The following is a 23,727-nucleotide window of genomic DNA, read 5'->3' as shown; positions in this document are numbered from 1 at the left end:
GCATTTACTCTAAAAACACTTTTTATACATAAAATTTAAAATGCCGTCCCACTTCTACGAATTCTCACATCTGGTATTACTTCTACTTTAATTTTCTTCAGTTCAGTATCCCAGCTTTTTTTTAGTTTTTCCCATTCTTTCGGTCTGTGTTTAGATATAAAGTCTCCTATTCCCAATACATCTGCATTGTACTTTACATTTAATATATAACATAGCTGTTGCGATCTTTGCTTTATTATTCTATTTAGCTCAGTTTGTATAAACCGTCTCATAGGATCATCCAACACTTTATAACCACTTTTGAAAACAAACTCGGTAACCTCACCTTCTATCCGCAAGTTGTATATAATCCTTAATCTATCTTTATCATCCTTTATTTTTTTTCTTACCTGTATTTCTGTTGTCACAAACGGAATATACGAAGATTTGTATTTTAAATCGTCAAAAAATGCATGTTGAGCCTTCCCCATCAGAAGTTTATAAACTTGAAGCTGCTTCTCATCTATCCAACCTACAAATTTAAAATTTTTAAATACAGCAGCACCGGCTATTTTCAATGTTTCAACTCCAGGCTCTACTCTTGATATAACTGCACAATTTGAATTTATAAAACTATTCACAACTTGGCCCAATGGAGTATCAATAACCCTACCATAAATTGAAGCATTTTTGGATATTTCAAAAAGATGAATACCAGTTACAGGTTGGACAAGTGGCATGGTGTTAAGTATGTCTCTTGCAGTTGTTTCAGAAACAAGTAAATATGTGTTCTGTGGAATATCACTTTCTCTGTTAAGTCCATCCAAAACTTCTCTTACAAGTCCAGAGTCTTTAGCAAGGTCCTTTCCAAAAACAACTACTTTTAAATATCCATAATATAGTCTTTTATTTATTTCTCTTTCAAGATAGTTTCTAATTCCAACAACATTGTTTGTAGGTCTTACAAATAAAAATCTCATTTGTTCATCTGACTTTGAATCTTTTCCTATAGTTCTGAGGTTTGGGAAAAGTACTGTCACTGCAAACTTGTATTGATTTTTACTGCTTGGAAGAGGAGGCTTTACTTTTCTTTTTGTTTGGGGATCAATGCCTTTCTGGTTTGTCTTTATATCTGGCTTTTTTTGTTCAGGAGAAAATTTTTGAGTTTTTCTATCAAGATTAATATATTCACTCGTTTCGTACTTCTTCAAATCACTTGGGTCATACTTGTCAACACCAAGTGCAAGAATGTAACCCCTGTCTTCTATCTCAACCCTATCCCAGCAGCCAGATAAATAAAGCATTGAAATTACTATTAAAACGCCTAATACTGCTTTTTTACTATGTTTCATATTTCTTCACCTTCTTTTTTATTGAGACAATAACCAGGGTTACCAAAGGTAATAATAATACAGTGAAAGATGCAAAAAAATAACTAAAATAATCCATAAATTTTTGTGTTTCTGATATATTTTGTGGTATTAATGATAAAATATAAATAAATGGTAACTGAATAAAAACAAAGAAATTATGTTCTTTTGTGTTAAAAATTCTTGCCAAAATCAATCCTGTAGTCATTAAAAATATAATCTCTGTGGTGTAAGTTGTAATCATCCATAGGGCAACAACAATGCTTTCAGGTCTTTCAATAACTATTTCTAAAACTGTTACATCTCTAAAAAGATTTAGTGTCGGCCATACCATGGTTTGTACTACTTTTGAGCCAAAATCAGCTGTCGCAAAAATTACTATAATCTCATATAACAAGATTGTAACAAGAAATCCAAAAAAAGCACTCTTGATTAGTTTATCCTTTCTTCTTACATATGGCATAAAAAATAAAAATACTTCAAAACCAAGAAAGCTAAAAATTGTCGTACCAATTCCTTTAATGAGTTTTGTAAAAGGAATGTTTAAAACAGGAAGAAGATTTGAAAAGTCAAGCTTTTGATACACAAAAAAGCTTAAAACAATAATTATCAGTACAATTCCTGGCATTAAAACTTCGCACATGCGTGCAATCACTTCTATTCCATATCTTGAAATATAAGCACAAGTAAAAAGAAATGTAATAATTAAAACTTCATTTGGTGTGAGTGTAAATAAAAATTCCTTAGCTGTCTCTGTAATTAGTCTTGCTTCAAAAGCAGAAAAGATTATAAAGTAAACTACATATACAAATGAAAAAACAACTCCAAGAATCTTTCCAAATGCCTTATCTAAAAGTTCAATTATAGTCACATCAGGATTTATCATAGTGACTCTAAATATTATAAGAAAAACTAAAAAAGATAATATCCCACCAAGCATCACAACAAACCAGCCATTTTGTTCTGATGCTTTTGCAACAGATGCAGGCATAAACATTATACCAATTCCTATCATAACAGATACCAACAGCACAAAACACTGAAAACTAGAAATTTTGTCATTGTCATTTATTATCATTTTTTATCCTCACCTGCCGATGCATAATCTAGACTTCTTTCATAAAGCATCCTTATTTTCTGCTGGGTTGAAGCAAATATGGGTCTTGCCCAGAGATATCTTGTCGGGAGTCTTACAATAGCGTCCTTGTAATCCATAATCTCAAATGAGACAAATGGTGACAAATATGGTACTCCAAAACTTTTTGTTTTTACTAAATTACCGATAATTATTAGACTTAACAGTATGAATCCATAAAGACCCAAAGCAGCACAGACAAGAATATAAACAAATTTAAAAAGCCTTAGGGAAATTGAAAAATTATATGCTGGGATAGCAAATGATGCAATTGCAGTTGTTGCAACAAGTATGACCATTATTGGCGAAATAATTCCTGCTTGCACAGCAGCCTGCCCTATTATAAGCCCGCCTACAATGCCTATTGTTTGTCCTATTGGTCCTGGAAGTCTCAAGCCTGCTTCTCTTAAAAGCTCAAGCATAAACTCTAAAAAAAGTGCCTCTAAAAATACTGGGATTGGCACACCCTCTCTTGTTGCTGCAATAAACAAACCTAAGTCAGGAGGTATCATACTTGGGGTAAATGAGGATATCGAGATATAAAACCCTTGTAAGGTCATGGCTAAAATTGCTGCAAAAATCCTTAAAATTCGTATAACCGTTGCAATATGCCACCTTTCATAGTAATCCTCTGAGTGTTGTATAAATGTGGTAAATGTTGCGGGAACAATAAGTGCTAAGTTTGTATTATCAGTTAAAATAACAATCCTTCCTTCATAAAGAGCAGCAACTGCTGTATCAACTCTTTCTGTATGTTGAATTGTTGGAAATAAGCAAAATATGTCGTCTTCTATAAATTGTTCTATCATGCCAGACTCCATTATTGCATCAATATCAATTCTTGATAGTCTTTGCTTTACCTCATTTAAAATGTCCTTGTCCACAATGTCATCTACATATATAAGATACACATCAGTTTTTGACCTTCTTCCCAGTTTTAAATTTTTTACTCTAAGCCTTGTGTCCCTTACTCTTCTTCGGATAAGAGCTGTTGAAAATCTCACAACCTCATTAAAGCTATCTCGAGGTCCTCTTACTGCATTTTCTGATATTGGTTGTTGTATTCCTCTATTAGGAAAATTTCGTGTTGAAATTCTAATTATTTTATCAGATTTATCGATAAATAGAAGTGTTTCACCACATAGAAGGTCTAAAATGGCATCCTTAAAACTTGTTAACTCTTTTATATCAGATGTAGCAAGAAGGGTATTTAATATCTTGCTATAGACTTCATTCTGAGAAATATTCTTATCAAATAGTTGTATCTCTACCATAAGATGTTTTATTACATCTCTATCTATAATTTCTCTATTAACAAGCCCATCTACAAATACAGTAGCACATTTTACATCACCTGCTAAAAATTCTCTTATAACAATATCATCATTATCTATGAGTACCTCTTTCAAATAATTTAGATTATTGTCAATAGACGTATAAATTTTCTCTTGAGCACAAATATATTCTTTTGTCTCTTTCTTTTGGCTATTTCTAATTCTTTCTTTTCTTCGTTTTATTATTTCAATAAATCCCATTACTTTCACCACTTTCAGATAAAAACTCTTACTATAAACATTAAAATTCCGATGGTTATCAAAATTACTGCTGTTATTTTTGCAAGTTTGATTTCTCTTTGGAGATTTTTTGATTTCAACTCTTTTAAGTCAAGCAAAAGTATCAAGATTCCGCTGAGCACAAACATCAAAATGCTATATTTTGTTATTATATCTGAAAGCTTTATCATCTTATCCATATTCTCCTTTCTACAAGTTAATATGCAATAGAATTTTTATTTTTATACTTGAATTTTTTAAAAACATATGCTAAAATCCATTCCATAAAAACATTTGTCTTTTACAGGTGAACAGTAGTTATGCTAAAGAAAGATGCCACGTACTATATAGTCGAAGAAAGTGTTCTTCCAGAAGTTTTTTTGAAAGTTGTCAAAGCAAAAGAGTTATTAGAAAAGGGTGAAGTGAAAGCTGTAAACGAAGCTGTAAAGATGGTAGGTATTTCAAGAAGTGCTTTTTATAAATACAAAGACTGTATATTCCCCTTTTTTGAAAGCTCCCGTGGTAAGATTATAACTCTTGCTCTTGTTTTAAAAGATATCCCCGGGATTTTGTCAAAGATATTAAACATTATTTCTGAGACAAATGCCAACATTCTTACAATCAATCAAAACATCCCTCTTGGTGGGATTGCAACAGTTTCAATTTCTATCAGAACATCGGGGATGACAAAGTCTGTTAAAGATTTGATCCTTGAAATTGAAAAGGTTGATGGTGTTAAAAAGATTGAGATTTTGGGAAGAGAAGAGTACTAAAAAGGTTTTGAAAAAGGAGGGAAAAAGAGTTGGCAAAGGTTGCAATAATGGGGTTTGGTGTTGTTGGTTCAGGTGTATGGGAAGTTTTGACAAAAAATGCATCGTCAATTGCAAAAAGAGCAGGGGAAGAAATATCGGTAAAATACATTCTTGACATTCGTGATTTTCCTGACCATCCCGCAAAAGATTTGATGATAAAAGATTTTGATATTATATTGAACGACCCCGAAATTTCAATAGTTGTTGAGACAATAGGCGGGCTTGAACCTGCATACACTTATACAAAAAAGCTACTTTTGAATGGAAAACACGTTGTAACATCCAACAAGGAACTTGTTGCCAAACACGGCCCAGAACTTTTGAAGATTGCAAAAGAGAATAATATAAACTATTTCTTTGAAGCAAGTGTTGGTGGCGGAATACCCATTATAAGACCTCTTCAAAATTGCTTGGCAGGAAACCAAATTACAGAGATTGCAGGAATTTTAAATGGAACGACAAACTATATTTTGACTCAGATGAAAAAGTATTCGCTTTCGTTTGAAGATGCTCTAAAAGAAGCTCAAGAAAGAGGATACGCAGAAAGAAATCCGAGCAATGATATAGAGGGTCATGACGCATGTAGAAAGATTGCAATTCTGTCATCTATTGCATACTCTCATTATGTAAACTATGAAAACATATATACAGAAGGAATATCCAAAATAACAAAAGAGGATATGGAGTATGCTGAAGAGCTTGGCTGTACAATAAAGCTCATTGCAATGAGCAAAAAGATTGACGACAAAAGAGTATTTGCAAGAGTTTCGCCTCTTATGATACCTTACAAAAGTCCATTTGCAAACGTGGACGACGTGTTCAATGCAATTTTAGTAAAAGGGGACGCAATTGGCGATGTGATGTTTTATGGTCAAGGTGCTGGAAAGCTTCCAACAGCAAGTGCTGTTGTTGGTGACATCATAGATATTGTAAAACATATAGATAAATCTTATGTCTACACGTGGGCAATATCTGGGGATATTGAAGTTGTTGACATTGAAAATACATCTTGCAGGTTCTTTGTAAGAGTGAAATATAAAGACTACTCAAAAGCAAAAGACGCTGTGTCTCTCATATTCAATGATTGCATGATAGTAAATACACACAAACCGATAGGCACAAACGAATTTGCTTTTGTAACACATGAAATGAAAGAAAATGAGTTTAAAGAAAAGATTTCTCAATTTGAAAAGATTCCCGTTGTAGAAAAGATTTTATCTATTGTTAGATACGATGAAAACATATAAGCTAAAATGTCTGGGGGTAAGTTGAAAAAATGATTTCTGTAAAGGTCCCGGCATCATCGGCAAACCTTGGTGCCGGATTTGACTGTATGGGTGTTGCTTTAAAGCTTTACAACATCATTGAAGTTGAAGAGATTGAAAAAGGACTTATAATTACTTCATCACCGGATGACCCATCAATTGCAAAGGACGAAAACAACCTTGTGTTCAGAGCTATGAAGATGGTGTTTGATGAAGTTGGCTGGTATCCCAGAGGGCTTAGGATAAACCTTATAAACGAAATTCCTCTGACGCGTGGGCTTGGATCTTCCGCCGCCTGTATCTCAGGTGGAATTTATGCTGCGAATTTACTGTGCGGCGGAAAACTCTCTGAAGAAGAGATGATTTATCTTGCTGCAAAGATGGAAGGACATCCGGACAACTCAACACCGGCAATGATTGGCGGGCTTGTGTTTGCAGTACTGGAAGATAAAAAGGTAAACTATATCAAGTTTGTTGTGCCAGCAAGACTCAAGTTTGCAGTGTTTATTCCTGATTTTCAGCTATCAACAGAATATGCAAGAAATATTCTGCCAAAATACATTGAGTTCAAAGATGCTGTGTTTAACATTGGAAGAGCAACGCTTTTTGCAAGTGCAATCACAACAGGAAATTATGAGCTTTTACCGGCTGCAACACAAGATAGGCTTCACCAGCCATACAGAAAAAAGCTCATTCCTGACTTTGATAAAATTGTTAACCTGTCTTTAGAAGCTGGCGCAAAAGGATCATTTTTGTCTGGCGCAGGACCTTCTATAATCGCTCTTATTGATGAGAATTATGAAATCTTTGAACAAAACGTCAAAAATGCACTTGCCAGCATGAAACTTGCGGCAAACTGGGACTTTATGATTTTGGAAGCTGACAATAGCGGTGCAACAGTTTTTTCTGTTCAGAGCACTAGTTTAAAAAGATAAAGCAAAGTTCTCAAAAGTGTAATATAATAGTATCAAAATGGTCTTATTAAATTTCATTTTAGACCATTGATTTTACAAGGGAGGGAAATATCTTGGGAATAGTTGTCCAAAAGTATGGTGGAACATCTGTTGCAGACAAAGAAAGAATATTTCGAGCAGCAAGGCGGGCAATTAGCGAATATGAGAAAGGAAACAAGGTTGTGGTTGTTGTCTCAGCTCAAGGCGATACGACAGACGAGCTTATTGAAAAGGCAAAAGAGATAAACGAAAATCCTTCAAAAAGAGAGATGGATATGCTTCTTTCCACAGGTGAACAGATTTCAATTGCCCTTATGGCAATGGCAATCGAAAAGCTTGGGTATCCTGTTATTTCGCTAACCGGGTGGCAGGCAGGAATAAAGACAGACAGCCACTATTCAAATGCAAGAATCATTGAAATTGACACAGAAAGGCTTCAAAGAGAGCTTGATAAAAGGAACATAGTTGTTGTTGCAGGTTTTCAGGGAATAAATAAGTATGATGATATAACCACGCTGGGGCGTGGAGGATCTGATACAACAGCTGTAGCTTTAGCTGCCGCTTTGAAAGCTGACAAATGCGAAATATATACAGATGTTGACGGTGTTTATACAGCAGACCCAAGAATTGTTCCAAACGCCTCAAAGCTCAAAGAAATTTCTTATGATGAGATGTTAGAGCTTGCCACACTTGGTGCAAAGGTACTTCATAACAGGTCTGTTGAGCTTGCAAAAAAATACAATATTCCTCTTGTTGTTAGGTCATCTTTCAACGACATTGAAGGAACAATTGTAAAGGAGGTAAACTCGGTGGAAAAGCTTTTAGTATCCGGCGTTGCGTGTGACAAGGATATTGCAAGGGTTGCGGTGATTGGAGTTGAAAATGTTCCGGGCAAGGCATTTCAGATATTTTCACTTTTGGCAAAAGAAAATATAAATGTTGATATAATTTTGCAGTCAATTGGGAGAGAAAAAACAAAGGATATATCCTTTACAGTATCAAAGAGCAATTTAAAGCAGACACTTGATGTTTTGACAAAGAATCTGCACGTAATTGGCGCAAAGGATATAACATATGCAGACAATGTTGCAAAGGTATCTATAGTTGGTGCTGGAATGGTCAACAATCCAGGCGTTGCTGCAAAGATGTTTGAAGCTCTTTATGATGCAGGTATCAACATCGAGATGATTTCGACATCTGAGATAAAGATATCAGTCTTGATTGACGAAAAGGATGCTGAAAAGGCTGTTAGAGCTATACATGACAAGTTCAAACTTCACCTTTTGAACAGTAATGGTAAATAAAATAAGCAAGAGGGGCTGTCCAAAGTTGTTAATTTACCAGTCCCCTCTTCTTTTTTATTTCATCATCTTTTTGATTCTATTGATAAACTCCAAAAACACAATTCCTGGCTCTTCAAGGTCAGAAAACCATCTTTTCACCCACTCAAAAGAAAGATAACCGCTATAGCCTTGCCGCAAAAGAAGATTTATCGCCTTTTCAATAGGCACATCACCCTCGCCTATCATCTTAAATACAAGTTTGCCATTCTCAACTTTTGAGTCTTTCACATGAACATGCTTTATAAAATCTTTCAAGTTGTTAACAGTTTTCTCAACATCTTCATTAAAAAACCTATAAGGATGATGAATGTCCCACACAACACCAACATTTTGATATGGCACCTTTTCAAGCAAATCAGCAAGCCTTTTTGACTCTGCCCAAACGCCATTTGTCTCAATTAAAATGTCAACATCATACTCCTTTGCCATGTCGCACAGCTTGCAAAGCATCTCTTTTACAAATTCTCTATCGACATCCTCCCCAGGTGTTATCCATCTATCTCCCAAAACCCTTATGTATTTGCATGAAAGACCCTTTGCAAGTTCTATGTACGCTTTTGCAGACTTTAATATATTTTCTTGGTAAGACTTATCGAATATATAACATGATGTTGCCAAACATGAAATCTCCAAATTCAGTTCTTTTAACCTCTTTTTTGTCAGTGGCAAGTTCTCAGGAGTAAAAGGTTCTGTTTTATATACTTCAAGTTCATCTCCAAGTCCTCTCAGTTCAATACCGTCATATCCAAAGTCTTTGGCAGCAGCTAAGATTTCATCCCAGGTAAAGTTAGGACATCCTACTGTTGAAAAGCTAATCTTCATTAAATGGTATTTCCTCCTTTGCAAAAATGCTGTTTTTAATATTTTACTACTTTGTTTTTGTTATGAAAAGGCATTTGTAAAATTCTATTGACATTTGATTTTGAAGAAATTTATAATTAAACTAAAGTTGTTTTTTTAGGAGTGAAAGATGTTGAAGGATATCTTTATAGACGATTTCCAATACGTCGTTGATGACCTCTTGATACGAAACAAAAGTATACTTGACAGTTTAACAAAGTTTTCTGAGTCAGCAGCGCGTGTCAACAGAAGCATAATAAAATCAGTCACAAACTGTGGATGTATAAGAATAAACGCTAAAAAACAGGAAATTCCTATAGATGTAAGCTTGAAAGAAGCAAAAAAGTACCTCAAAACACATGTTGAAGGTCAGCTTTGTGAAAACTGCAGAGATTTGATTGAAAAAGAGATTGGAAGCACATTATTTTATTTGGCTTCAATCTGCAATACTTTAGATTTGAACTTGTATGATATTATAATCAAAGAAATTGAGAGAATGAAAACACTGGGAGAATTTAACTTAAGATAAGATTCCAGTTTTTAAAAGGACAAAATATACAAGCCGCCATATCAACAAACAAAATATGGCGGCTTTAAAAGTAAAAAAGGAGTGGAAAAAGATGTCTGATGAATTTAACGAAATACACACCCTTGCCCAAAACAAGCTTATTCTTTTGTTCTTCTTAAGCAAAATAAAAATTCCTATTCCTATTCAGCAGGTTGACGAGTTTGTTCTTTCAACAAAATACATGAACTTTTTTGAATACCAGCAGTATCTCAAAGAACTTGAAGCTCAAAAGCTAATCCATAAATATGATGATGAAATTAGAACATATATCGAAATATCACAAACCGGTAGAGATGTTTTAGATATTCTATTGGATTTACTCCCAAAATATACTGTCGAGGAAATAGAAGAATACATAAAGAAAAATTATAGAAAGATTAAGCTTAATACAGAAGTTTATTCTGATTACAAAATACTCAGCCCTACCGAATACATAGTTATATGCTCTCTGCGTGAAGGAAATAGTATATTGTTTGAAATAAAAGTAAACGTACCGCATGTTGAAATTGCAAAAAGAATTTGTAAAAATTGGAATAAAAATGCTGAGACGGTATACAGACTGCTTTTTGAAAATTTAGCACGTAATCATGAAGAGCCTGAAAAAAATCAAGAATGAAACAAAAAAAGCAAGTCTTTTTAAAGACTTGCTTTTATTTTTGAAATTGGTGGGCCCTTAGGGATTCGAACCCCAGACCAACCGGTTATGAGCCGGCCGCTCTACCAGCTGAGCTAAAGGCCCTTAATAAAATTGGCTCCCCGGGTAGGATTCGAACCTACGACCCTCCGGTTAACAGCCGGATGCTCCACCGCTGAGCTACCGAGGAACCTCTCTTTCTTTTTGTCTTCGGCGATTTCTATCTCTCGCCGTCGACATTATTTATTATACTTATAAAAGACTTTTTGTCAATATCCTTTTTTAAAAAATTTTTTGCTGTTACATTTTGGAAAATGACTACCTACAAAGCTTTTAATTTTACTTTCTTTTTTCTTTAAAAGTGGGTATAATTTAAATAACAACAACAGAAAAACATTTAAAAAAGATTTATTATTTCAGCAAGGTGAGCCGTATGATAAGATGTGCAAAGTTCTCTGACCTTCCCCAGATAGCGCAAATTTTCAGAGAAGCTTTTTCTGACAGCATTGAATTCTATTTTGAAAACAAAATAAAAAACTCTGCTATAGAAGACATATTCAAAGTGGTGATCATTGCAGAACCTCACGGTTTCTTAGTCTACGAAGATGAAGAAAATAAAAAAATTGCAGGGTATATATGTGTTGTTAGAGACATCAAAAGGGTATGGATAGCTGCAATTTTAACTCTTTCGTTTTTAAAGTGGACAATCAAATGGTTTTTGGGACTATATGGGTTTGGTATAAGACCTATATGGAAAATTCTTTCTAACAAGCTTGACTTTTTCAGATTTCAGACAAGATATGCAAATGAAATCTCTGCACAAATTCTTTCTATTGGAACGTTAAAAAATTACAGAGGAAAAAGTATTGGAACAAAGCTTGTTGAGGCGGGACTTGAATTTTTAAAGTCAAAAGGAGTAAAAGAAGTAAAATTAGAAGTTCGACCTGACAATCTGCCTGCGATAAGACTATACAAAAAATTTGGATTTCATCAAATTGGCATGTCACGAGACCCTCAAGGCAAATGGATTGTAATGAAAAAAAGTTTTAAACAATAAAAAGGGCAGCCTTTTAAAACTATAGGCCTGCCCTTTAAACAAAGGTTTTTACATCGAAACCATTTGGATGTTATTCTGAATTGTTTGAACATCTCTCTGAGCCTTTGTAATATCTTCTTGCTTTGCCATTTCAACAGGATACCAGCCCTTTTGCGAGAGGAAATCAAAAATCTGTTTTTGATGGTCAAAAACTCTGTTTAAAACAGACATAGCTTCTCTTCTGAGAGCATTGTTTGTACTTTCTAAAACTAAGTTTGTTAAAGCTGTTGCTTGAAGCTTTAAAGAGTTCAAAAGCGAAAATGCAATATCCCTGTCTGAAAGTGTCTTCATAGTTATCACTCCCTTTTTTTGTTATTGAATGTTTGGATTTTCAATAAATCTTGACAGGATGTTTATGTCACTTTTGTAGTGGTTTACACACTGCTGGCACAGGTTTTTTAAAGATACATCTGTAATCTGGTCAGACACACCTGCAATAAAGTTGATAGAATTTTGCATCATTTTGATATTGTCTTCTAAAAACATAAGTTCTTTTGAGGTAATATTAGCCATTTTCTTCAAACCTCCTTTTTTGAAGTTTTACACTTTTATGCTTTAAAATCTACACAAATTATTTTTTAATTTTTAAGTCTTTTTTATTCAAATAAATAAAAACCCATTTTCCTTAGCAAATAAGGTGTAATTTTGTTGGTTATAGGAAGCTTATTTTTCTTTTGGTATAAATTTACTGCGTATTCAAGTGCTGCTCCATACTTACCATCGATACTCCCTGAATAAAATCCGAGTTTTTTGAGCTTTCTTTGAACTGCCATAACATCCTCGCCAGTATCACCAGGGTATATTGTTCTAAAACCGTTTCTAAATTCTCCATATATACCTTCTGAAATCACTACCGTTGTCCCAATTGGAATATATGAAAACAATTCCTTCACATCCTTGTTCAGCATTCTGACACAGCCTTTGCTTACATGAGCTCCTATGTAACTCTCATATATTGTTCCATGAATTCCATATTTGCCATATGGGACATTTAGCCCCATCCACCTTCCTCCAAATCCTTCACCCCAGTAGTCTTTTGATATTATCTTAAAGGTCCCAACTGGAGTTGGAGTCGAAGGTTTCCCAGGTGAAATTGGGTATGACTTGTATAAAATTCCTTTTTTAAATACATACAATTTGCTGTCATCAATTGAGACATAAATAAGATATGGATTATTGTGTAATATGCTTGAAATGGCTACTAAAGGTAGCAAAATAATGATAATTGAAAATATAAACTTGAGAGAATTTTTTCTTCTCATTTTAGTAATTTAAATCTTCACACTTCAATAGATATAGTTTATGCAAAGGTTAGAAATTTTATTAAAAATTAAAGGTGGGGATTAGAAATTAGGTTTCACCCCACCTTTATAAAACTAAAATTAGTTTAACAGATACATTCTGATTGATTCTCTGTGTCCGATAATCTTATAATTTTGTTTTTATCATCTACAAATACAATTTTGGGCTTATAGTTATAATACTCTTCCATGGTAAGAAGACAGTACGCCATTATAATTATCTTATCACCCACTTGCACAAGACGAGCTGCTGCTCCGTTTAGGCAAATTGTTCCGCTACCTTTTTCACCTCTTATCACATAAGTTTCAAATCTCTCACCGTTGTTTATATTCACAACCTGCACCTTTTCATTTTCAAATATTCCAGCAGCTTTCATCAATTCCTCATCAATTGTGATACTCCCCACATAATTTAGATTTGCCTCTGTGACGGTTGCTCTGTGAATCTTAGATTTTAAAACTTCAATCAGCATCTTTGCTACTTCGCCTCCACCACAATGTTGTCTATAAGTCTTGCCTTTCCAACAAAGACGGCAAGAGCTATCAAAACCCTTCCTTCAATCTTTGAGATTATCTCAAACGTGTCATAGTTTACAAATTCAATGTAGTCAATCTTTGTGTGCTTCTCTTTTAAAATCATCTCTTCCATAGCTTTCTTTATTTTTGATACCTCTTTTTCGCCATTTTCAATCATCTCTTTTGCCAAATTCAAAGCCCTGTACAAAATGGTTGCAGATTTTCTTTCCTCTTCAGAAAGATATACATTTCTCGAGCTCATTGCAAGACCATCTTGCTCACGAACAATCGGGCATGGAACTATTTCAACATCAAGATTTAGGTCTTTTACCATCTGCTTTATGACTGCAAGTTGCTGAGCATCCTTTTGCCCAAAGTATGCTCTGTCAGGGTTCACAATGTTAAACAGCTTTAATACGACTGTTGCAACACCGTCAAAATGACCTGGTCTTGACTTTCCGCACATTATCTCTGTTATTTTCTTCACTGATACAACTGTTTTAAAATCATTAGGATACATCTCTTCCACAGATGGATAAAATATATAATCAACACCTTCTTTTTGGGCAAGGTTTTTATCTCTTTCAAAGTCGCGCGGGTATCTGTCATAATCCTCATTAGGTCCAAACTGAATAGGATTTACAAATATGCTCATAATAGTGATATCATTTTGATGTTTAGAAAGCCTTACCAAACTCAAATGCCCTTCGTGCAGATACCCCATTGTTGGAACAAAACCTATTGATTTGCCTTCTTTTTTAAGTCTTTTTACAATCTCTTTCATTTCTTGAATCTTTTCTATTACAACCATCAGTAACTGTGCTCCTTTCCTGGAAATTCTCCTTTTTTTACCTCTTCAATGTACCTTGTTACAGCATCTTTGATTATATTCCCTACCTCAGCATATCTTTTTACAAACCTTGGCTTGAAATCTTCATACATACCAAGCATATCATAGCACACAAGTACCTGACCGTCACAGTATGGTCCTGCTCCTATTCCAATTACAGGTACTTTTACGCTTCTTTGAACCTGTCTTGCAACATGAGCTGGTACCTTTTCAAGCACAATTGCGAATACCCCAGCTTTCTCAAGTTTTTTAGCATCTTCCACAAGCTTTTGTGCTTCATCTTCCTCCTTTGCGCGAAGGTCATAGCCACCAAAGATGTTGACAGACTGGGGTGTCAACCCCAAATGTCCCATAACAGGTATCTGGGCTTTTATGACAGCTTCTATCTTTTCATAGACATCGTCGCAGCCTTCCATCTTGACTGCATAAGCACCTGCACGAATTAACCTTCCTGCGTTTTTCACAGCATCTTCTGTTGTGGTGTGGTATGACAAAAACGGCATGTCGGCAACAACCATAGAATATTTTGCCCCTCTGCTAACTGCCTTAACATGGTGCTCCATATCATCCATTGTGACAGGAATTGTAGAGTCATAGCCAAGGATCACCATACCGAGAGAATCGCCAACAAGCAGGATATCAACAAAGCAGCTATCAAATATTTTTGCAAATGTATAGTCATAAGCAGTAAGCATGGTAATCTTTTCGCCCTTTTGCTTTTTTTCAAAAAGCGTCTTGGTTGTCACCTTGTTCATTTTTTCACCACCTTACATAATTTATAAATTGCTGAAGTTTTTTGTAGACATCTTCATCGCCCTTTTCAAGTATCAGATCTGCCGCAAGCTTTAAAAGTTCTAAAAAAGTAGTTTTCTTTTCATCTGGCAAAGCATTATAGTGTTTTTGAAGTGTCAAAACATCGCCTCTTGCGGCAGGTCCTGTCAAACAGTTAAGTCTATCCTTTGAAAAATTTTCAAGTGATGCAGAAGAAAGAGGCTTTATTATAGAAAAAATGACCTCATCTTCGAGTCCAATTTTTTTATAAAGCAAATATGAAAAGTTCAAAAGAGCTATAAGGTAATTTGAAGCAACTGTTGCTGCAAGATGATAAACTACTTTGTCCTCTTTTTTGAGCTCTATATATTTATTCCCTATTTTCTGCAAAATTATCTTAGCAATCTTTTTACCTTCATCATCGCCTTCTAAAGAAAATACCGCTTTTTTTAAGAGCTGGACATCTTCAGGCTGCCCTCTCAGAGTCTGAATAGGATGAAGAGAAAATTTCCCTTTGCACTTGGCTTTAATAGCATCAGAGGTCAGCGCACCTGACAAGTGTCCGAGCACCTTTTGTGACAAATACGGTGAATAAAGGTTTTTAGAAACTTCTTCTATAAATGTATCAGAAATAGCTATAAAAATCACATCAGAAGCCTCTACAAGATCTTCAGGATTTTCAAATACCTGCGTTTTTGTCATAGAAGAAGCTTTTGTGGCTTTTTCATAGGTTCTGTTATAAAACCCTGTAATCTCAAGCCCATGCTCTTTGAAATAAAGCGCAAGAGAAATTCCGGCTTTAGATGCCCCATAAAAACCTATTTTCACTTCAAAATACCTCCATATAAAACTAAAAAAGGCAGAACAGAGTCTGCCTTTTCTTTGCTTGAAAAAATTTTGTCTTCAAATTCATATGCAGTCCCTGTTCTTTAAAAATCAGGGCAGCTTTTTAATTTTTTTGATCTTAAACTTTCAAATATTAAGGAATCTTAAAAGTATGGCTCGACAATCTTGTCGATGCCATCTTTTCATAATTAATTATACCACAACTTAGCAAAAAATATAGTGTTATTTTTTATATTTGAAAGGGTATTAATATGATTGAAAATCAAAATTTAAAATATGAGAGGTGCAGTCCAAATGAGAAATGAAAAAATCCTTGAGATGTTAAATGAACAGTTAAACAAAGAACTATTCTCAGCATACTTTTATACAGCAATGGAAGCGTATTTTGCCTCACAAAATTTAGATGGTTTTGCTCACTTTTTTATGGTCCAGACAAAAGAAGAGCTTGACCATGCAAGATTGATATTTGACTATATAAACAAAATAGGCGGAAGAGTAATTTTAAAAGAACTCAAACAACCAAAAATAGATTATTCGTCGCCTACAGAAGTTTTTGAACTTGCACTTTCACATGAACGGTTTATAACCTCTTCCATTCATGAGATTGCTAAGGCAGCTTTGGATGAAAAAGACCTCACTACACACAATTTTTTGCAATGGTTTATAAACGAACAAGCTGAGGAAGAAGAAACAATGGACAAGATTTTAAGAAAGCTGAAATTCATAAAAGAAGACCCAAGCGGACTTCTATTTCTGGATAAAGAACTTTCAACAAGAGTGTACACACCGCCATCTATTCTGCAGGAAAATTAGGATGTATCCTGTTTTTAGCCCTATTGATTTTAAAGTCCTTTTGCACTATACTATATTAGATAGCAAAAATTTTGGATGAAGGTGACCAAAGAGATGTTTTACACATTCGTTTGCAACAGCTGCCAAGAAGTTTTTGAAATAAGAACGTCCATTTCAGAAATCTCAAACGGTCTTAAAGTTAGGTGTCCAAAATGTGCATCAAATGATGTCACAAGAGATTATTCAAAAATAAACATTGGGCTATCTGCAGGAAGCGGTGCAAAAAGTAGCAGTTGTAGCACCTGTTCAGGCTCAAGAGGTTGTTGTGGAAGTTAGATAAATCCCAGTCCCTTTCAAAGGAACTGGGATTTTTACTTTATTACCCCATTACATAGACATTTTGATTTTGTTCATCTTCCCATCTTTTTAAAAGCATGTTGTAAGGAAGGTATTGCAGAAGTGTCAAATATGGCAAAATAGCAAAGTAAACCACCATTAAGATTACAGAAAATATTCCCACTGAGAGCATATGAGTTTCTGTCAAATCTTTTGCCATAAAATCTATCACAGTTAATGGAATTTGTAATATTGCGTTGATGCCTGTTGTGTACAAAATTATAAGTAAAATGAATCCTACTTTTTTATTCGTAATTTCTACACTAAACTTTAAACTTTCCATAACACCAAATCTCTTGTCAATCAAGGAAGTTTGAGAATACAAAATTCTTATCATAACATAAAACATAAAGATAACACCAACTATGCACAGGATAAAAAGAATAACTTTTATAATTGCGATATCTACTTTTGTAGCTGCAAATCCTAAAAGCCCTACAACAACTACAATAGGAAGCAGTATTATCATTATCAAAATCTGCAAACCTATTAATCTCAAGCCCACAGTAAAATTCTTTTCTTTTATAGCTTGAAAGTATATTTCAAATGGACGTTTGACTATTTGCTTGTCGCGCGTAATTTCAATCATGGTCTTTATAAAAGGATACTGAACAAATACTATAAGCAAAAACATCCACACGAGAAACAGTATAAAAGATAGCACTATAAAACCTGCAACTGCACCCGAAAAAGTAGAAAAGTCTGAATTAAATGATTTATTAAAATTTACTCCCAAAAACATTCCAAATAGCATAATTAGGATAGCAAGGGGTATCATACTAACAGCTGCAATTATCATATTCAAAGTAATCAACCCGAAAATGTAAGCATAATATTTTTGGGCAAAGTAGAATGAGTCTTTAAAAAATTCTCTGAACATCTTCCTCCTCCTTTTAGAAGTTTTTATCCTTGCATAATAATCATACCACAAATTTGAATTTTTTAACAAAACAAATGTTAAAGGTTTTAATAAATATCCACTATTGGTTCAAATGGATTATATTATGGACAATAAAACAACCAATGACCAAGTCTTCGAAAGGTTCTGATTTGTAGATTAAAAGATTCAAATCTGAAAAATGTTATTGACAAACTCAAAAGTGCCCTTTATAATATATATTGCAAAGTCGATGAGGTGCCGAGATGGTGGAATTGGCAGACACGCTACTTTGAGGGGGTAGTGGGCGTTATGCCCGTGCGAGTTCGAGTCTCGCTCTCGGCACCAGTTAAAAAGCAAATAAGGCCCTGTAAAAAAGGGCTTTATTTTTTATCTAACAATTGAAAAGCAGATGCGCGCCCATAGCTCAATTGGATAGAGCATCAGACTACGGATCTGAGGGTTGGGGGTTCGAGTCCTCCTGGGCGCGCCAGTTGTTTTCAAGGGTTTTGAGGTTTGGAATAATGTTTGGTAGGCATTTTATAACACCTCTTTTATTTGAGCAAAGTCTATTATAAGGTCTTCAAAGATACCAACTTTGACTTTATCATTGAATGTGTAAGCTTCTGGTGGCAGATAATCTTCATTGTCTTTAAGTCTATATACCAAGATTGTTTGATTCTTAGGGTTGACAATCCAGTATTCTTTGACCCTAAATTGTGTATAAAGATTGAGTTTTCGGATATAGTCATGCGAAAAATTGCTCTCAGATACAACCTCAATTATCATCTCAGGAACTCCAACACAGCCTTTATCAGTAAGCTTTCTCTTGTCGCAAATAATTGAAATATCAGGCTGAACAACGTTTGTTGCTTGCTTTTCATCCTGCCCTTCCTCTATTAGGACTACATCAAATGGGGCTGTATATATTTCGCAAAACTTTTTACTTGCTTTAAGATAGTTATTTATTACTGTTGTCAACTCCACCACTATTTTCTGATGTGTTCTTGAAGGTGCAGGGCTCATATCATAAATAACGCCATCAATGAGCTCTACCCTTGCGTCTTGTGGCAGCTGAAGATAGTCTGCATACGTGTATATTTTAGGTATTCTGGCTTCCATTGGATTCACCTTCTTTAATAGATTTTAAATCTTTATTTTGGGAAATTTGCCAAAGTACTCCTACAGTCATTAATAGTTTTTCTTGTAAATCTGTAATATTTTCATAGAAAAAATTGTATAGTGCATAACTATTATCTGAAATTGCTTTTGACTTACCACTCAACTGTTCTACAAACATCTTTACTATTTCGTGTGTTTCGTTAATCAATGTTGGTATATCAAAAATGAAAAATTTTGATTTTTTATCTTTTAAAAACAAAAGCGCATCATCAAATACATTTGTGTTTAGTATAAAAGGATAACTCTTTTTATAAGAAATTATTAATAAAGCCTCTAACATATCCAAAATTGGCATAAAAAGATCTAAAAAGTTTTTCTTTATTTCATCATATTTATCAACTAAAATTTTTTCGTCTTCATAAATAGAAATTACTTTTAATAGAGGTTCAAACAATGAAACTATATATTCAAAATAAGCTTTTACGTTTTCCTTATTCTTAAAAAAGTCTTTCAGTTCTTTAATGTTTTCCTCTTTTGTAATTTTCCCCAATGAATTTAAAAAATCTCTTTTCTTTATTGAGGAAATTCCAAGAAGATAATCGCTTGAAACATCAAAATACATAGCTATTTTTTGCAAAGTATCAATATCTGGCTTTCTCACGCCAAGTTCATAATTACTTAAAGTAGCTCTTCCTATACCAAGCTTTTCTGCTAATTCGTTTTGAGTTAAATTTGCTTTTTCACGCAACTCTTTTAAACGCATAGCAAAAATATTTTCTTCCATCAAGTTAATCACCTCCATAATGTTTCTTTTTAATACATTATAACATTGAACAAATAAAAATGAAACATTTTTATTGACAAAAATTATATGAAACATTATAATTAATATTGATGAAGAATGAAACGTTATTTTGATTATTATTGAAACATAAAGGAGGCAATTCTGATGGAAATCTACAATCCCCAACCACAAAAAGAAAAGATAGAGAAGTTCACCATAAGCATTAAAGAAGCTGCCCAAATGCTGGGAATAAGCTACAATGTAATACTTACTTTGGTACACAGAAAGGACTTTCCCAAAATCTTAGCTAGGCAGCGACGAATTCTAATACCCAAAGAAGCTTTTATAAAATGGGTCAATGAACAGGCTTGCCAGAATAAATAGCAGGTACTTACCATGTTGGCTATCCCCTTTCTTCTCTGTAATCGCTATTCTGTGCGGTCATCGGCAGAATGGCTTAATAGGAATGGTAGAGGTTGTAAGTATTGGTGGCTTTGTAACAAAAGGAGGAACAAACAATGATAAAACAATACAAGAATATAGATTTAGATAAGCATATAGACTATGAAAGATTTGGCACGTGGTGAAGACATATTTACCACCTAATTTGTTACAGAATAGAGAATAAAAAGTTTCCACTTTCTTTAGTAAGTCTTCAAGAAGTAAAGTAGGAAATTGAAATACATGGGAGAAAACCAAAGTTTTAGAATCATTGAATTTTTCAAATGGTGTCCTCCCATTCATTCCTTTACCATTATGAGGTTTGAAGAAATTCCATGTATCCTGCCATCTTTGAGCTTTTAACATAAATTCATCTTTTGTTTTACATCTTTCAGCATGAATCATCAAAAAATACTCGTCATCAGAACTATGTGAGTTTTCAATTATACCCATTAGATGTTTTGCCTTAGGTGGAATAGGATTAAGCTCTACTTCAAGAAATGACAGCATCTCATTCCACTCCTTTAACTTTTTTTCGCTTCCTCCACAAAATTCTGCTCCATTATCTAATCGGATTTTTATTTGATTTCTTACATTATGAGTTCTTAACCATAATGCAACTAAAGATATGAACATGAAGCCAAAAGTAGATGATGGTTCATAGGAGTAAGCTGTAGATCTTGCTCTTGTTGCAACATCTATCATGTTCCATTCATAACACGGTAGATTGTATTTTTTCATGTGTTCATATACTTCTTTTGGAAGACTGTCTTTATCTAAAAGATGTTTTGTATCAAGCTGGAATTCAGAAAACGGAATGAGGGCTTCATAATCGTACAAACTTCTTTTTCACCCTTTTTTGTCTTTCTTGATTTTCTTGGTATAGCATTTCTTTTGAGAATTGACTTTATCGTGTTTTCACTTATTTTAACTCCGCATTTTCTGAACAAATAAAGTGAAAGACGTATGTATTCTTGAATCCTGTTCTTTTAGCCTCTTGGGAAATAGGCTTTTCAAGTTCAGAGGAAAGTTTTCTTGGACAAGTTTTAGGTTTTCTGGATTTATCCTCAAGAGGACCGTAAATTGCCCTTCTTACAGTTTGTCTTGATACACCTAATATTTTAGCAGTTTTTGATAGGTTTTTGTTGTTCACCACAAAGACTTTCCGGACTAATTCTCTTGCTTTTTCGGGAGATATTTTCTTATTTCGTGATATGGTTAATATTCATAGCAGGCTGTCCTCCCATCCTGGTAGTTTTTTGATTTTTCTTTTGAATGGTATATTACACTTTTTAATTATATTCATGTCAGGATGGAGGCAGCCTCAATTCTTTTTATGAGTTTCTCCTTACTATTTTCGCACATTCTTTCGCTATGGTAAATATCTCTACACCTATTCGAGTGTTCATTTGAAAAACTGGCTTTGGTGGTTGAGAGGGTGCAGAAAGGACAGAGGCTTGCTCTTGGACTTGATGAGAAAAACTCAAATCAACCGCAGATTGAAGATAGTATTAGAGAACTTATCAAAGCACTTCATGAACCAGATGAGCCTTCTGTTTTAAACTAAGCTTGCAATAAAAGGAGTGGCAATAAACAAATGCAGCAAACAGCTTTACCGCAGCTTACAGAATCCCAGAGACAGCTTCTAATTGTCGACAACTTAAAGCTTGTGTATCATGTTGCAAATAAATTTATGCCATGTCCAAATGGCTATTACTATGAAGTGGATGACCTTGTCAGTGAAGGGTATATTGGTCTTGTTGTTGCAGCAAAGAACTATGACCCTGCCAAAGGCAGTTTTTCTACCTATGCTTGCAAGGTGATTGAGAGCAAGATAAAAAGAAGCTTGCCAAAATACAAGTTATCTTATGCCATCTCTTTGGACAGTCCAGTATCAAAAGAACCAGAGGAAGATACATCTACAGTTGCAGATATAATCTCAGATGGTTATTCAGTTGAAAGAGAAATGATTAGAAAAGACACTATTGATAAGCTGCAAAGGTATTTTGATACCTTGACTGATGAGGAAAAAGAGAAGGTTTTATATTACATCTCCACAGGAAAGAATCCACCTGCCAGTGATAAGGTGTTCAAAAAAGCAAGAAGAAAGATAATAGCCAAGATGAGACAAGAACAGTTTGAAGCAGATCTTGACGACTTGACAGTGTTTATATCCTGCCCAGCTGTGCACATAGCAAGTGGTAGTAATTTTGGCTATTCACCAGTTGAGGCAACTGTTATTGATAGAGAGGAGAAAAGAAAACAGCTTGAGGTTTTGTCTACAATACCACAGTTGGACAAGCTGAGGGTCTTAAAACAACAAGGTGAACAGGACAGAATGAAGCTTCTTGCTGCCAAGTGGGAAGTAGAAGAGTTTATTGAACGCAACTGGGATAATCTCACAGTCTACAATGTAAGACTTCTTAAAGATTACTTTGTATTTTGTCTTTCACATCTTTCGATGGTACAAAAGTATGGCAGCAAGTACAGAGAACAATTAAAAAGAGTGGTCAAAAAGTTAGCTTTGTAAGCTGAAAATATCTTTTATGCATTTTTTCGCTCTTTTATTCCAAGTTTTTCTTTCAAAGCTTGTTGCAAAACCTGCGAAAAATTAATATGTGCTTCTTCAGCTGCCCTGCTTAACCATCTTGGAAGTGTCACCGTTTTATTTACGCTTTTGTTAGCTATCTCTTCCCTAACAGGTGGCATATATGCAATGATTGGAACTACAAAAGCACCTCTTGAAACATTCAATTTTTCTGGTGGTGTAGGTTCAGGTATTTTTTCTCCATCTTCTTCTAAACCATAGATGTGCAGCTCCAAAGCTTCTTTTGCCATGTATAAAGCTTCTTCAAGATTTTTACCTTCTGTTATACAACCGGGTAAGTCTGGAAATGTAACAACGTAGCCTTCTTTTTCTGCCGGTTCAAATATAGCTGGGAAAATATACTTATCTTTCATTATTCTTTCCCCCTTGCTCAATTTATTTTAATCCTGCCTGCTTGAGAATGCTATTGAGTGTTTTTATGTCAAGGTCTTTATTGTGGAATGGAATTGTAACTAATCCTTTTTTAACAGGATGTCTAAATTGCTTATGTGAACCTCTCTGCCTTACCTCATACCAGCCATCTTCTTTAAGTATTTTTATCAATTCTTTTGGTTTCAATACATCTCCACCTCACAAAACTATTTTAACACGTGTTTTTGACACGTGTCAATAATATTTTCCACGAACAATTTTTGTATATCCCCCCACTTTGACCGAAAAACAAAATCCTTTGAGACCAGAGGGCCCAGCTTCAAAAACCTGCACTCCCCACGCACACGAGGGGGGTTAAACAAAAAGGGCTAAAAACAAACAAAGTTTTGTATTTTGGCTTAAAAAGTCTAAAATAATTTTAAAATTGCTTAAAAACAAATAAATCAGCAAATGCAAAATGACTAAAATATTTAAATATGATAAGCAAAAACTTTTGTAAGATT

The 23,727-nt window shown here is 34.3% G+C and carries 29 protein-coding genes, 4 tRNA genes and 1 pseudogene; 14 read left to right on the top strand and 20 right to left on the bottom strand.

Features of this window, described 5'->3' with window-relative positions; genetic code table 11:
• Window positions 1–35 precede the first annotated feature (35 nt).
• Genes CaldiYA01_RS02980 through CaldiYA01_RS02965 form a run of 4 tightly spaced genes read right to left on the bottom strand, consistent with a single transcriptional unit; the run spans window position 36 to window position 4,228 of the window.
• On the bottom strand, window positions 36–1,331 hold the full coding sequence (locus CaldiYA01_RS02980) for a Ger(x)C family spore germination protein (protein WP_207181189.1): 1,296 nt from the start codon (window positions 1,329–1,331) through the stop codon (window positions 36–38).
• Window positions 1,321–2,427, bottom strand: coding sequence for a GerAB/ArcD/ProY family transporter (locus CaldiYA01_RS02975; RefSeq protein ID WP_207181187.1), 1,107 nt, complete (start codon window positions 2,425–2,427; stop codon window positions 1,321–1,323). Before CaldiYA01_RS02975 ends, CaldiYA01_RS02980 begins: the two co-directional genes overlap by 11 nt.
• On the bottom strand, window positions 2,424–4,019 hold the full coding sequence (locus CaldiYA01_RS02970) for a spore germination protein (protein ID WP_207181186.1): 1,596 nt from the start codon (window positions 4,017–4,019) through the stop codon (window positions 2,424–2,426). The genes CaldiYA01_RS02975 and CaldiYA01_RS02970 overlap by 4 nt, the downstream gene beginning before the upstream one ends.
• Before the next feature lie 14 nt (window positions 4,020–4,033).
• The gene (locus CaldiYA01_RS02965; RefSeq protein WP_207181184.1) at window positions 4,034–4,228 is read right to left on the bottom strand and encodes a CLC_0170 family protein; all 195 of its coding nucleotides are present in this window, start codon (window positions 4,226–4,228) and stop codon (window positions 4,034–4,036) included.
• A gap of 129 nt (window positions 4,229–4,357) precedes the next feature.
• Here CaldiYA01_RS02965 and CaldiYA01_RS02960 point away from each other — a divergent pair, with 129 nt between their 5' ends.
• From CaldiYA01_RS02960 to CaldiYA01_RS02945, 4 genes are all read left to right on the top strand, one after another.
• Window positions 4,358–4,810 carry an ACT domain-containing protein gene (locus CaldiYA01_RS02960; RefSeq protein ID WP_013402750.1) on the top strand — a complete coding sequence of 151 codons (453 nt, stop codon included), beginning with the start codon at window positions 4,358–4,360 and terminating at the stop codon, window positions 4,808–4,810.
• A 29-nt stretch (window positions 4,811–4,839) separates the two neighbouring features.
• Window positions 4,840–6,096, top strand: coding sequence for a homoserine dehydrogenase (locus CaldiYA01_RS02955; protein ID WP_207181182.1), 1,257 nt, complete (start codon window positions 4,840–4,842; stop codon window positions 6,094–6,096).
• Between the two features lie 29 nt (window positions 6,097–6,125).
• Window positions 6,126–7,049 carry a homoserine kinase gene (thrB, locus tag CaldiYA01_RS02950; protein WP_207181180.1) on the top strand — a complete coding sequence of 308 codons (924 nt, stop codon included), beginning with the start codon at window positions 6,126–6,128 and terminating at the stop codon, window positions 7,047–7,049.
• 92 nt (window positions 7,050–7,141) lie between these two features.
• The gene (locus CaldiYA01_RS02945) at window positions 7,142–8,371 is read left to right on the top strand and encodes an aspartate kinase (RefSeq protein WP_207181178.1); all 1,230 of its coding nucleotides are present in this window, start codon (window positions 7,142–7,144) and stop codon (window positions 8,369–8,371) included.
• Between the two features lie 54 nt (window positions 8,372–8,425).
• Here CaldiYA01_RS02945 and CaldiYA01_RS02940 read toward each other — a convergent pair whose 3' ends face one another.
• Entirely contained in the window at window positions 8,426–9,232 is an 807-nt protein-coding gene (locus tag CaldiYA01_RS02940; protein ID WP_207181177.1) for a sugar phosphate isomerase/epimerase family protein, read from the bottom strand.
• Window positions 9,233–9,380: 148 nt separating this feature from the next.
• Here CaldiYA01_RS02940 and CaldiYA01_RS02935 point away from each other — a divergent pair, with 148 nt between their 5' ends.
• Together CaldiYA01_RS02935 and CaldiYA01_RS02930 are read left to right on the top strand one after the other, a co-directional pair.
• Entirely contained in the window at window positions 9,381–9,779 is a 399-nt protein-coding gene (locus CaldiYA01_RS02935; protein ID WP_207181174.1) for a nucleoside triphosphate pyrophosphohydrolase family protein, read from the top strand.
• Window positions 9,780–9,870: 91 nt separating this feature from the next.
• Complete coding sequence (locus tag CaldiYA01_RS02930) at window positions 9,871–10,434, top strand: DUF4364 family protein (RefSeq protein WP_207181173.1); 564 nt, start codon at window positions 9,871–9,873, stop codon at window positions 10,432–10,434.
• A 47-nt stretch (window positions 10,435–10,481) separates the two neighbouring features.
• On the opposite strand, the gene CaldiYA01_RS02925 is transcribed toward CaldiYA01_RS02930, so the two are convergent.
• A tRNA-Ile gene (locus tag CaldiYA01_RS02925) sits at window positions 10,482–10,557 on the bottom strand.
• Between the two features lie 10 nt (window positions 10,558–10,567).
• A tRNA-Asn gene (locus CaldiYA01_RS02920) sits at window positions 10,568–10,642 on the bottom strand.
• Between the two features lie 243 nt (window positions 10,643–10,885).
• Here CaldiYA01_RS02920 and CaldiYA01_RS02915 point away from each other — a divergent pair.
• Window positions 10,886–11,509 (top strand): GNAT family N-acetyltransferase, encoded by a 624-nt coding sequence (locus tag CaldiYA01_RS02915; RefSeq protein WP_207181171.1) that lies wholly within the window; start codon window positions 10,886–10,888, stop codon window positions 11,507–11,509.
• 48 nt (window positions 11,510–11,557) lie between these two features.
• Here the strand turns inward: CaldiYA01_RS02915 and CaldiYA01_RS02910 are convergent, their stop codons facing one another.
• From CaldiYA01_RS02910 to CaldiYA01_RS02880, 7 genes are all read right to left on the bottom strand, one after another.
• Window positions 11,558–11,839: a spore coat protein gene (locus tag CaldiYA01_RS02910; protein ID WP_013402743.1), complete on the bottom strand. Its 282-nt coding sequence runs from the start codon at window positions 11,837–11,839 to the stop codon at window positions 11,558–11,560.
• 21 nt (window positions 11,840–11,860) lie between these two features.
• A complete protein-coding gene (locus CaldiYA01_RS02905) occupies window positions 11,861–12,061 on the bottom strand; it encodes a hypothetical protein (protein WP_013402742.1) in 201 nt (66 codons plus the stop codon).
• A gap of 83 nt (window positions 12,062–12,144) precedes the next feature.
• The gene (locus CaldiYA01_RS02900; RefSeq protein WP_207181169.1) at window positions 12,145–12,810 is read right to left on the bottom strand and encodes a L,D-transpeptidase family protein; all 666 of its coding nucleotides are present in this window, start codon (window positions 12,808–12,810) and stop codon (window positions 12,145–12,147) included.
• 125 nt (window positions 12,811–12,935) lie between these two features.
• Window positions 12,936–13,322: an aspartate 1-decarboxylase gene (gene panD / locus CaldiYA01_RS02895; protein ID WP_207181167.1), complete on the bottom strand. Its 387-nt coding sequence runs from the start codon at window positions 13,320–13,322 to the stop codon at window positions 12,936–12,938.
• Between the two features lie 5 nt (window positions 13,323–13,327).
• Window positions 13,328–14,176, bottom strand: coding sequence for a pantoate--beta-alanine ligase (gene panC / locus CaldiYA01_RS02890; protein WP_207181160.1), 849 nt, complete (start codon window positions 14,174–14,176; stop codon window positions 13,328–13,330).
• The gene (gene panB, locus CaldiYA01_RS02885; protein ID WP_207181158.1) at window positions 14,176–14,970 is read right to left on the bottom strand and encodes a 3-methyl-2-oxobutanoate hydroxymethyltransferase; all 795 of its coding nucleotides are present in this window, start codon (window positions 14,968–14,970) and stop codon (window positions 14,176–14,178) included. Before panB ends, panC begins: the two co-directional genes overlap by 1 nt.
• Window positions 14,971–14,974: 4 nt before the next feature.
• Complete coding sequence (locus CaldiYA01_RS02880; RefSeq protein WP_207181156.1) at window positions 14,975–15,814, bottom strand: Rossmann-like and DUF2520 domain-containing protein; 840 nt, start codon at window positions 15,812–15,814, stop codon at window positions 14,975–14,977.
• Between the two features lie 312 nt (window positions 15,815–16,126).
• Here CaldiYA01_RS02880 and CaldiYA01_RS02875 point away from each other — a divergent pair, with 312 nt between their 5' ends.
• Window positions 16,127–16,645 (top strand): ferritin, encoded by a 519-nt coding sequence (locus CaldiYA01_RS02875; RefSeq protein WP_207181153.1) that lies wholly within the window; start codon window positions 16,127–16,129, stop codon window positions 16,643–16,645.
• A 93-nt stretch (window positions 16,646–16,738) separates the two neighbouring features.
• Complete coding sequence (locus CaldiYA01_RS02870; RefSeq protein ID WP_207181152.1) at window positions 16,739–16,960, top strand: FmdB family zinc ribbon protein; 222 nt, start codon at window positions 16,739–16,741, stop codon at window positions 16,958–16,960.
• A 43-nt stretch (window positions 16,961–17,003) separates the two neighbouring features.
• On the opposite strand, the gene CaldiYA01_RS02865 is transcribed toward CaldiYA01_RS02870, so the two are convergent.
• Complete coding sequence (locus CaldiYA01_RS02865) at window positions 17,004–17,900, bottom strand: hypothetical protein (RefSeq protein ID WP_207181150.1); 897 nt, start codon at window positions 17,898–17,900, stop codon at window positions 17,004–17,006.
• 257 nt (window positions 17,901–18,157) lie between these two features.
• Between CaldiYA01_RS02865 and CaldiYA01_RS02860 the strand changes: the two genes are divergently transcribed.
• Window positions 18,158–18,245: transfer RNA gene (locus CaldiYA01_RS02860), tRNA-Leu, on the top strand.
• A gap of 68 nt (window positions 18,246–18,313) precedes the next feature.
• Window positions 18,314–18,390: transfer RNA gene (locus CaldiYA01_RS02855), tRNA-Arg, on the top strand.
• Window positions 18,391–18,437: 47 nt separating this feature from the next.
• Here the strand turns inward: CaldiYA01_RS02855 and CaldiYA01_RS02850 are convergent.
• Together CaldiYA01_RS02850 and CaldiYA01_RS02845 are read right to left on the bottom strand one after the other, a co-directional pair.
• Window positions 18,438–19,019 (bottom strand): Uma2 family endonuclease, encoded by a 582-nt coding sequence (locus CaldiYA01_RS02850; RefSeq protein ID WP_207181148.1) that lies wholly within the window; start codon window positions 19,017–19,019, stop codon window positions 18,438–18,440.
• Window positions 19,000–19,803, bottom strand: coding sequence for a helix-turn-helix domain-containing protein (locus CaldiYA01_RS02845; protein ID WP_207181146.1), 804 nt, complete (start codon window positions 19,801–19,803; stop codon window positions 19,000–19,002). The genes CaldiYA01_RS02850 and CaldiYA01_RS02845 overlap by 20 nt, the downstream gene beginning before the upstream one ends.
• A gap of 165 nt (window positions 19,804–19,968) precedes the next feature.
• On the opposite strand from CaldiYA01_RS02845, the gene CaldiYA01_RS02840 reads away from it, so the two are divergent.
• The gene (locus tag CaldiYA01_RS02840) at window positions 19,969–20,187 is read left to right on the top strand and encodes a helix-turn-helix domain-containing protein (protein WP_207181144.1); all 219 of its coding nucleotides are present in this window, start codon (window positions 19,969–19,971) and stop codon (window positions 20,185–20,187) included.
• Window positions 20,188–20,379: 192 nt separating this feature from the next.
• Here CaldiYA01_RS02840 and CaldiYA01_RS02835 read toward each other — a convergent pair.
• Window positions 20,380–21,469, bottom strand: a pseudogene (locus tag CaldiYA01_RS02835) (IS481 family transposase); the annotation flags it as partial.
• 213 nt (window positions 21,470–21,682) lie between these two features.
• Between CaldiYA01_RS02835 and CaldiYA01_RS12400 the strand changes: the two are divergent.
• Both CaldiYA01_RS12400 and CaldiYA01_RS02830 read left to right on the top strand, forming a co-directional pair.
• Window positions 21,683–21,811, top strand: coding sequence for a hypothetical protein (locus CaldiYA01_RS12400; RefSeq protein WP_256970511.1), 129 nt, complete (start codon window positions 21,683–21,685; stop codon window positions 21,809–21,811).
• Window positions 21,812–21,841: 30 nt separating this feature from the next.
• Window positions 21,842–22,774 (top strand): sigma-70 family RNA polymerase sigma factor, encoded by a 933-nt coding sequence (locus CaldiYA01_RS02830; RefSeq protein WP_207181142.1) that lies wholly within the window; start codon window positions 21,842–21,844, stop codon window positions 22,772–22,774.
• Window positions 22,775–22,788: 14 nt separating this feature from the next.
• On the opposite strand, the gene CaldiYA01_RS02825 is transcribed toward CaldiYA01_RS02830, so the two are convergent.
• Both CaldiYA01_RS02825 and CaldiYA01_RS02820 read right to left on the bottom strand, forming a co-directional pair.
• Window positions 22,789–23,205: a type II toxin-antitoxin system HicB family antitoxin gene (locus CaldiYA01_RS02825; RefSeq protein WP_207181141.1), complete on the bottom strand. Its 417-nt coding sequence runs from the start codon at window positions 23,203–23,205 to the stop codon at window positions 22,789–22,791.
• A gap of 22 nt (window positions 23,206–23,227) precedes the next feature.
• On the bottom strand, window positions 23,228–23,410 hold the full coding sequence (locus tag CaldiYA01_RS02820; RefSeq protein WP_207181139.1) for a type II toxin-antitoxin system HicA family toxin: 183 nt from the start codon (window positions 23,408–23,410) through the stop codon (window positions 23,228–23,230).
• Window positions 23,411–23,727 lie beyond the last annotated feature (317 nt).

The organism is Caldicellulosiruptor diazotrophicus (assembly GCF_017347585.1).
Classification (GTDB): Bacteria; Bacillota; Thermoanaerobacteria; order Caldicellulosiruptorales; family Caldicellulosiruptoraceae; genus Caldicellulosiruptor; species Caldicellulosiruptor diazotrophicus.
The sequence above is the reverse complement of the archived record's forward strand: the minus strand, read 5'-3'. Positions and strand labels throughout refer to the sequence as shown.

Coding starts and splice junctions, on each gene's coding strand:
- CaldiYA01_RS02910 (WP_013402743.1), bottom strand. CDS start 11,839: ATGAAGACACTTTCAGACAGGGATATTGCATTTTCGCTTTTGAACTCT.
- CaldiYA01_RS02870 (WP_207181152.1), top strand. CDS start 16,739: ATGTTTTACACATTCGTTTGCAACAGCTGCCAAGAAGTTTTTGAAATA.
- CaldiYA01_RS02900 (WP_207181169.1), bottom strand. CDS start 12,810: ATGAGAAGAAAAAATTCTCTCAAGTTTATATTTTCAATTATCATTATT.
- CaldiYA01_RS02915 (WP_207181171.1), top strand. CDS start 10,886: ATGATAAGATGTGCAAAGTTCTCTGACCTTCCCCAGATAGCGCAAATT.
- CaldiYA01_RS02930 (WP_207181173.1), top strand. CDS start 9,871: ATGTCTGATGAATTTAACGAAATACACACCCTTGCCCAAAACAAGCTT.
- CaldiYA01_RS02980 (WP_207181189.1), bottom strand. CDS start 1,331: ATGAAACATAGTAAAAAAGCAGTATTAGGCGTTTTAATAGTAATTTCA.
- CaldiYA01_RS02975 (WP_207181187.1), bottom strand. CDS start 2,427: ATGATAATAAATGACAATGACAAAATTTCTAGTTTTCAGTGTTTTGTG.
- panC (WP_207181160.1), bottom strand. CDS start 14,176: ATGGTTGTAATAGAAAAGATTCAAGAAATGAAAGAGATTGTAAAAAGA.
- CaldiYA01_RS02970 (WP_207181186.1), bottom strand. CDS start 4,019: ATGGGATTTATTGAAATAATAAAACGAAGAAAAGAAAGAATTAGAAAT.
- CaldiYA01_RS02965 (WP_207181184.1), bottom strand. CDS start 4,228: ATGATAAAGCTTTCAGATATAATAACAAAATATAGCATTTTGATGTTT.
- CaldiYA01_RS02845 (WP_207181146.1), bottom strand. CDS start 19,803: ATGGAAGAAAATATTTTTGCTATGCGTTTAAAAGAGTTGCGTGAAAAA.
- CaldiYA01_RS02850 (WP_207181148.1), bottom strand. CDS start 19,019: ATGGAAGCCAGAATACCTAAAATATACACGTATGCAGACTATCTTCAG.
- CaldiYA01_RS02840 (WP_207181144.1), top strand. CDS start 19,969: ATGGAAATCTACAATCCCCAACCACAAAAAGAAAAGATAGAGAAGTTC.
- panD (WP_207181167.1), bottom strand. CDS start 13,322: ATGCTGATTGAAGTTTTAAAATCTAAGATTCACAGAGCAACCGTCACA.
- thrB (WP_207181180.1), top strand. CDS start 6,126: ATGATTTCTGTAAAGGTCCCGGCATCATCGGCAAACCTTGGTGCCGGA.
- CaldiYA01_RS02830 (WP_207181142.1), top strand. CDS start 21,842: ATGCAGCAAACAGCTTTACCGCAGCTTACAGAATCCCAGAGACAGCTT.
- CaldiYA01_RS02960 (WP_013402750.1), top strand. CDS start 4,358: ATGCTAAAGAAAGATGCCACGTACTATATAGTCGAAGAAAGTGTTCTT.
- CaldiYA01_RS02935 (WP_207181174.1), top strand. CDS start 9,381: ATGTTGAAGGATATCTTTATAGACGATTTCCAATACGTCGTTGATGAC.
- CaldiYA01_RS02940 (WP_207181177.1), bottom strand. CDS start 9,232: ATGAAGATTAGCTTTTCAACAGTAGGATGTCCTAACTTTACCTGGGAT.
- CaldiYA01_RS02825 (WP_207181141.1), bottom strand. CDS start 23,205: ATGAAAGATAAGTATATTTTCCCAGCTATATTTGAACCGGCAGAAAAA.
- CaldiYA01_RS02875 (WP_207181153.1), top strand. CDS start 16,127: ATGAGAAATGAAAAAATCCTTGAGATGTTAAATGAACAGTTAAACAAA.
- panB (WP_207181158.1), bottom strand. CDS start 14,970: ATGAACAAGGTGACAACCAAGACGCTTTTTGAAAAAAAGCAAAAGGGC.
- CaldiYA01_RS02865 (WP_207181150.1), bottom strand. CDS start 17,900: ATGTTCAGAGAATTTTTTAAAGACTCATTCTACTTTGCCCAAAAATAT.
- CaldiYA01_RS02905 (WP_013402742.1), bottom strand. CDS start 12,061: ATGGCTAATATTACCTCAAAAGAACTTATGTTTTTAGAAGACAATATC.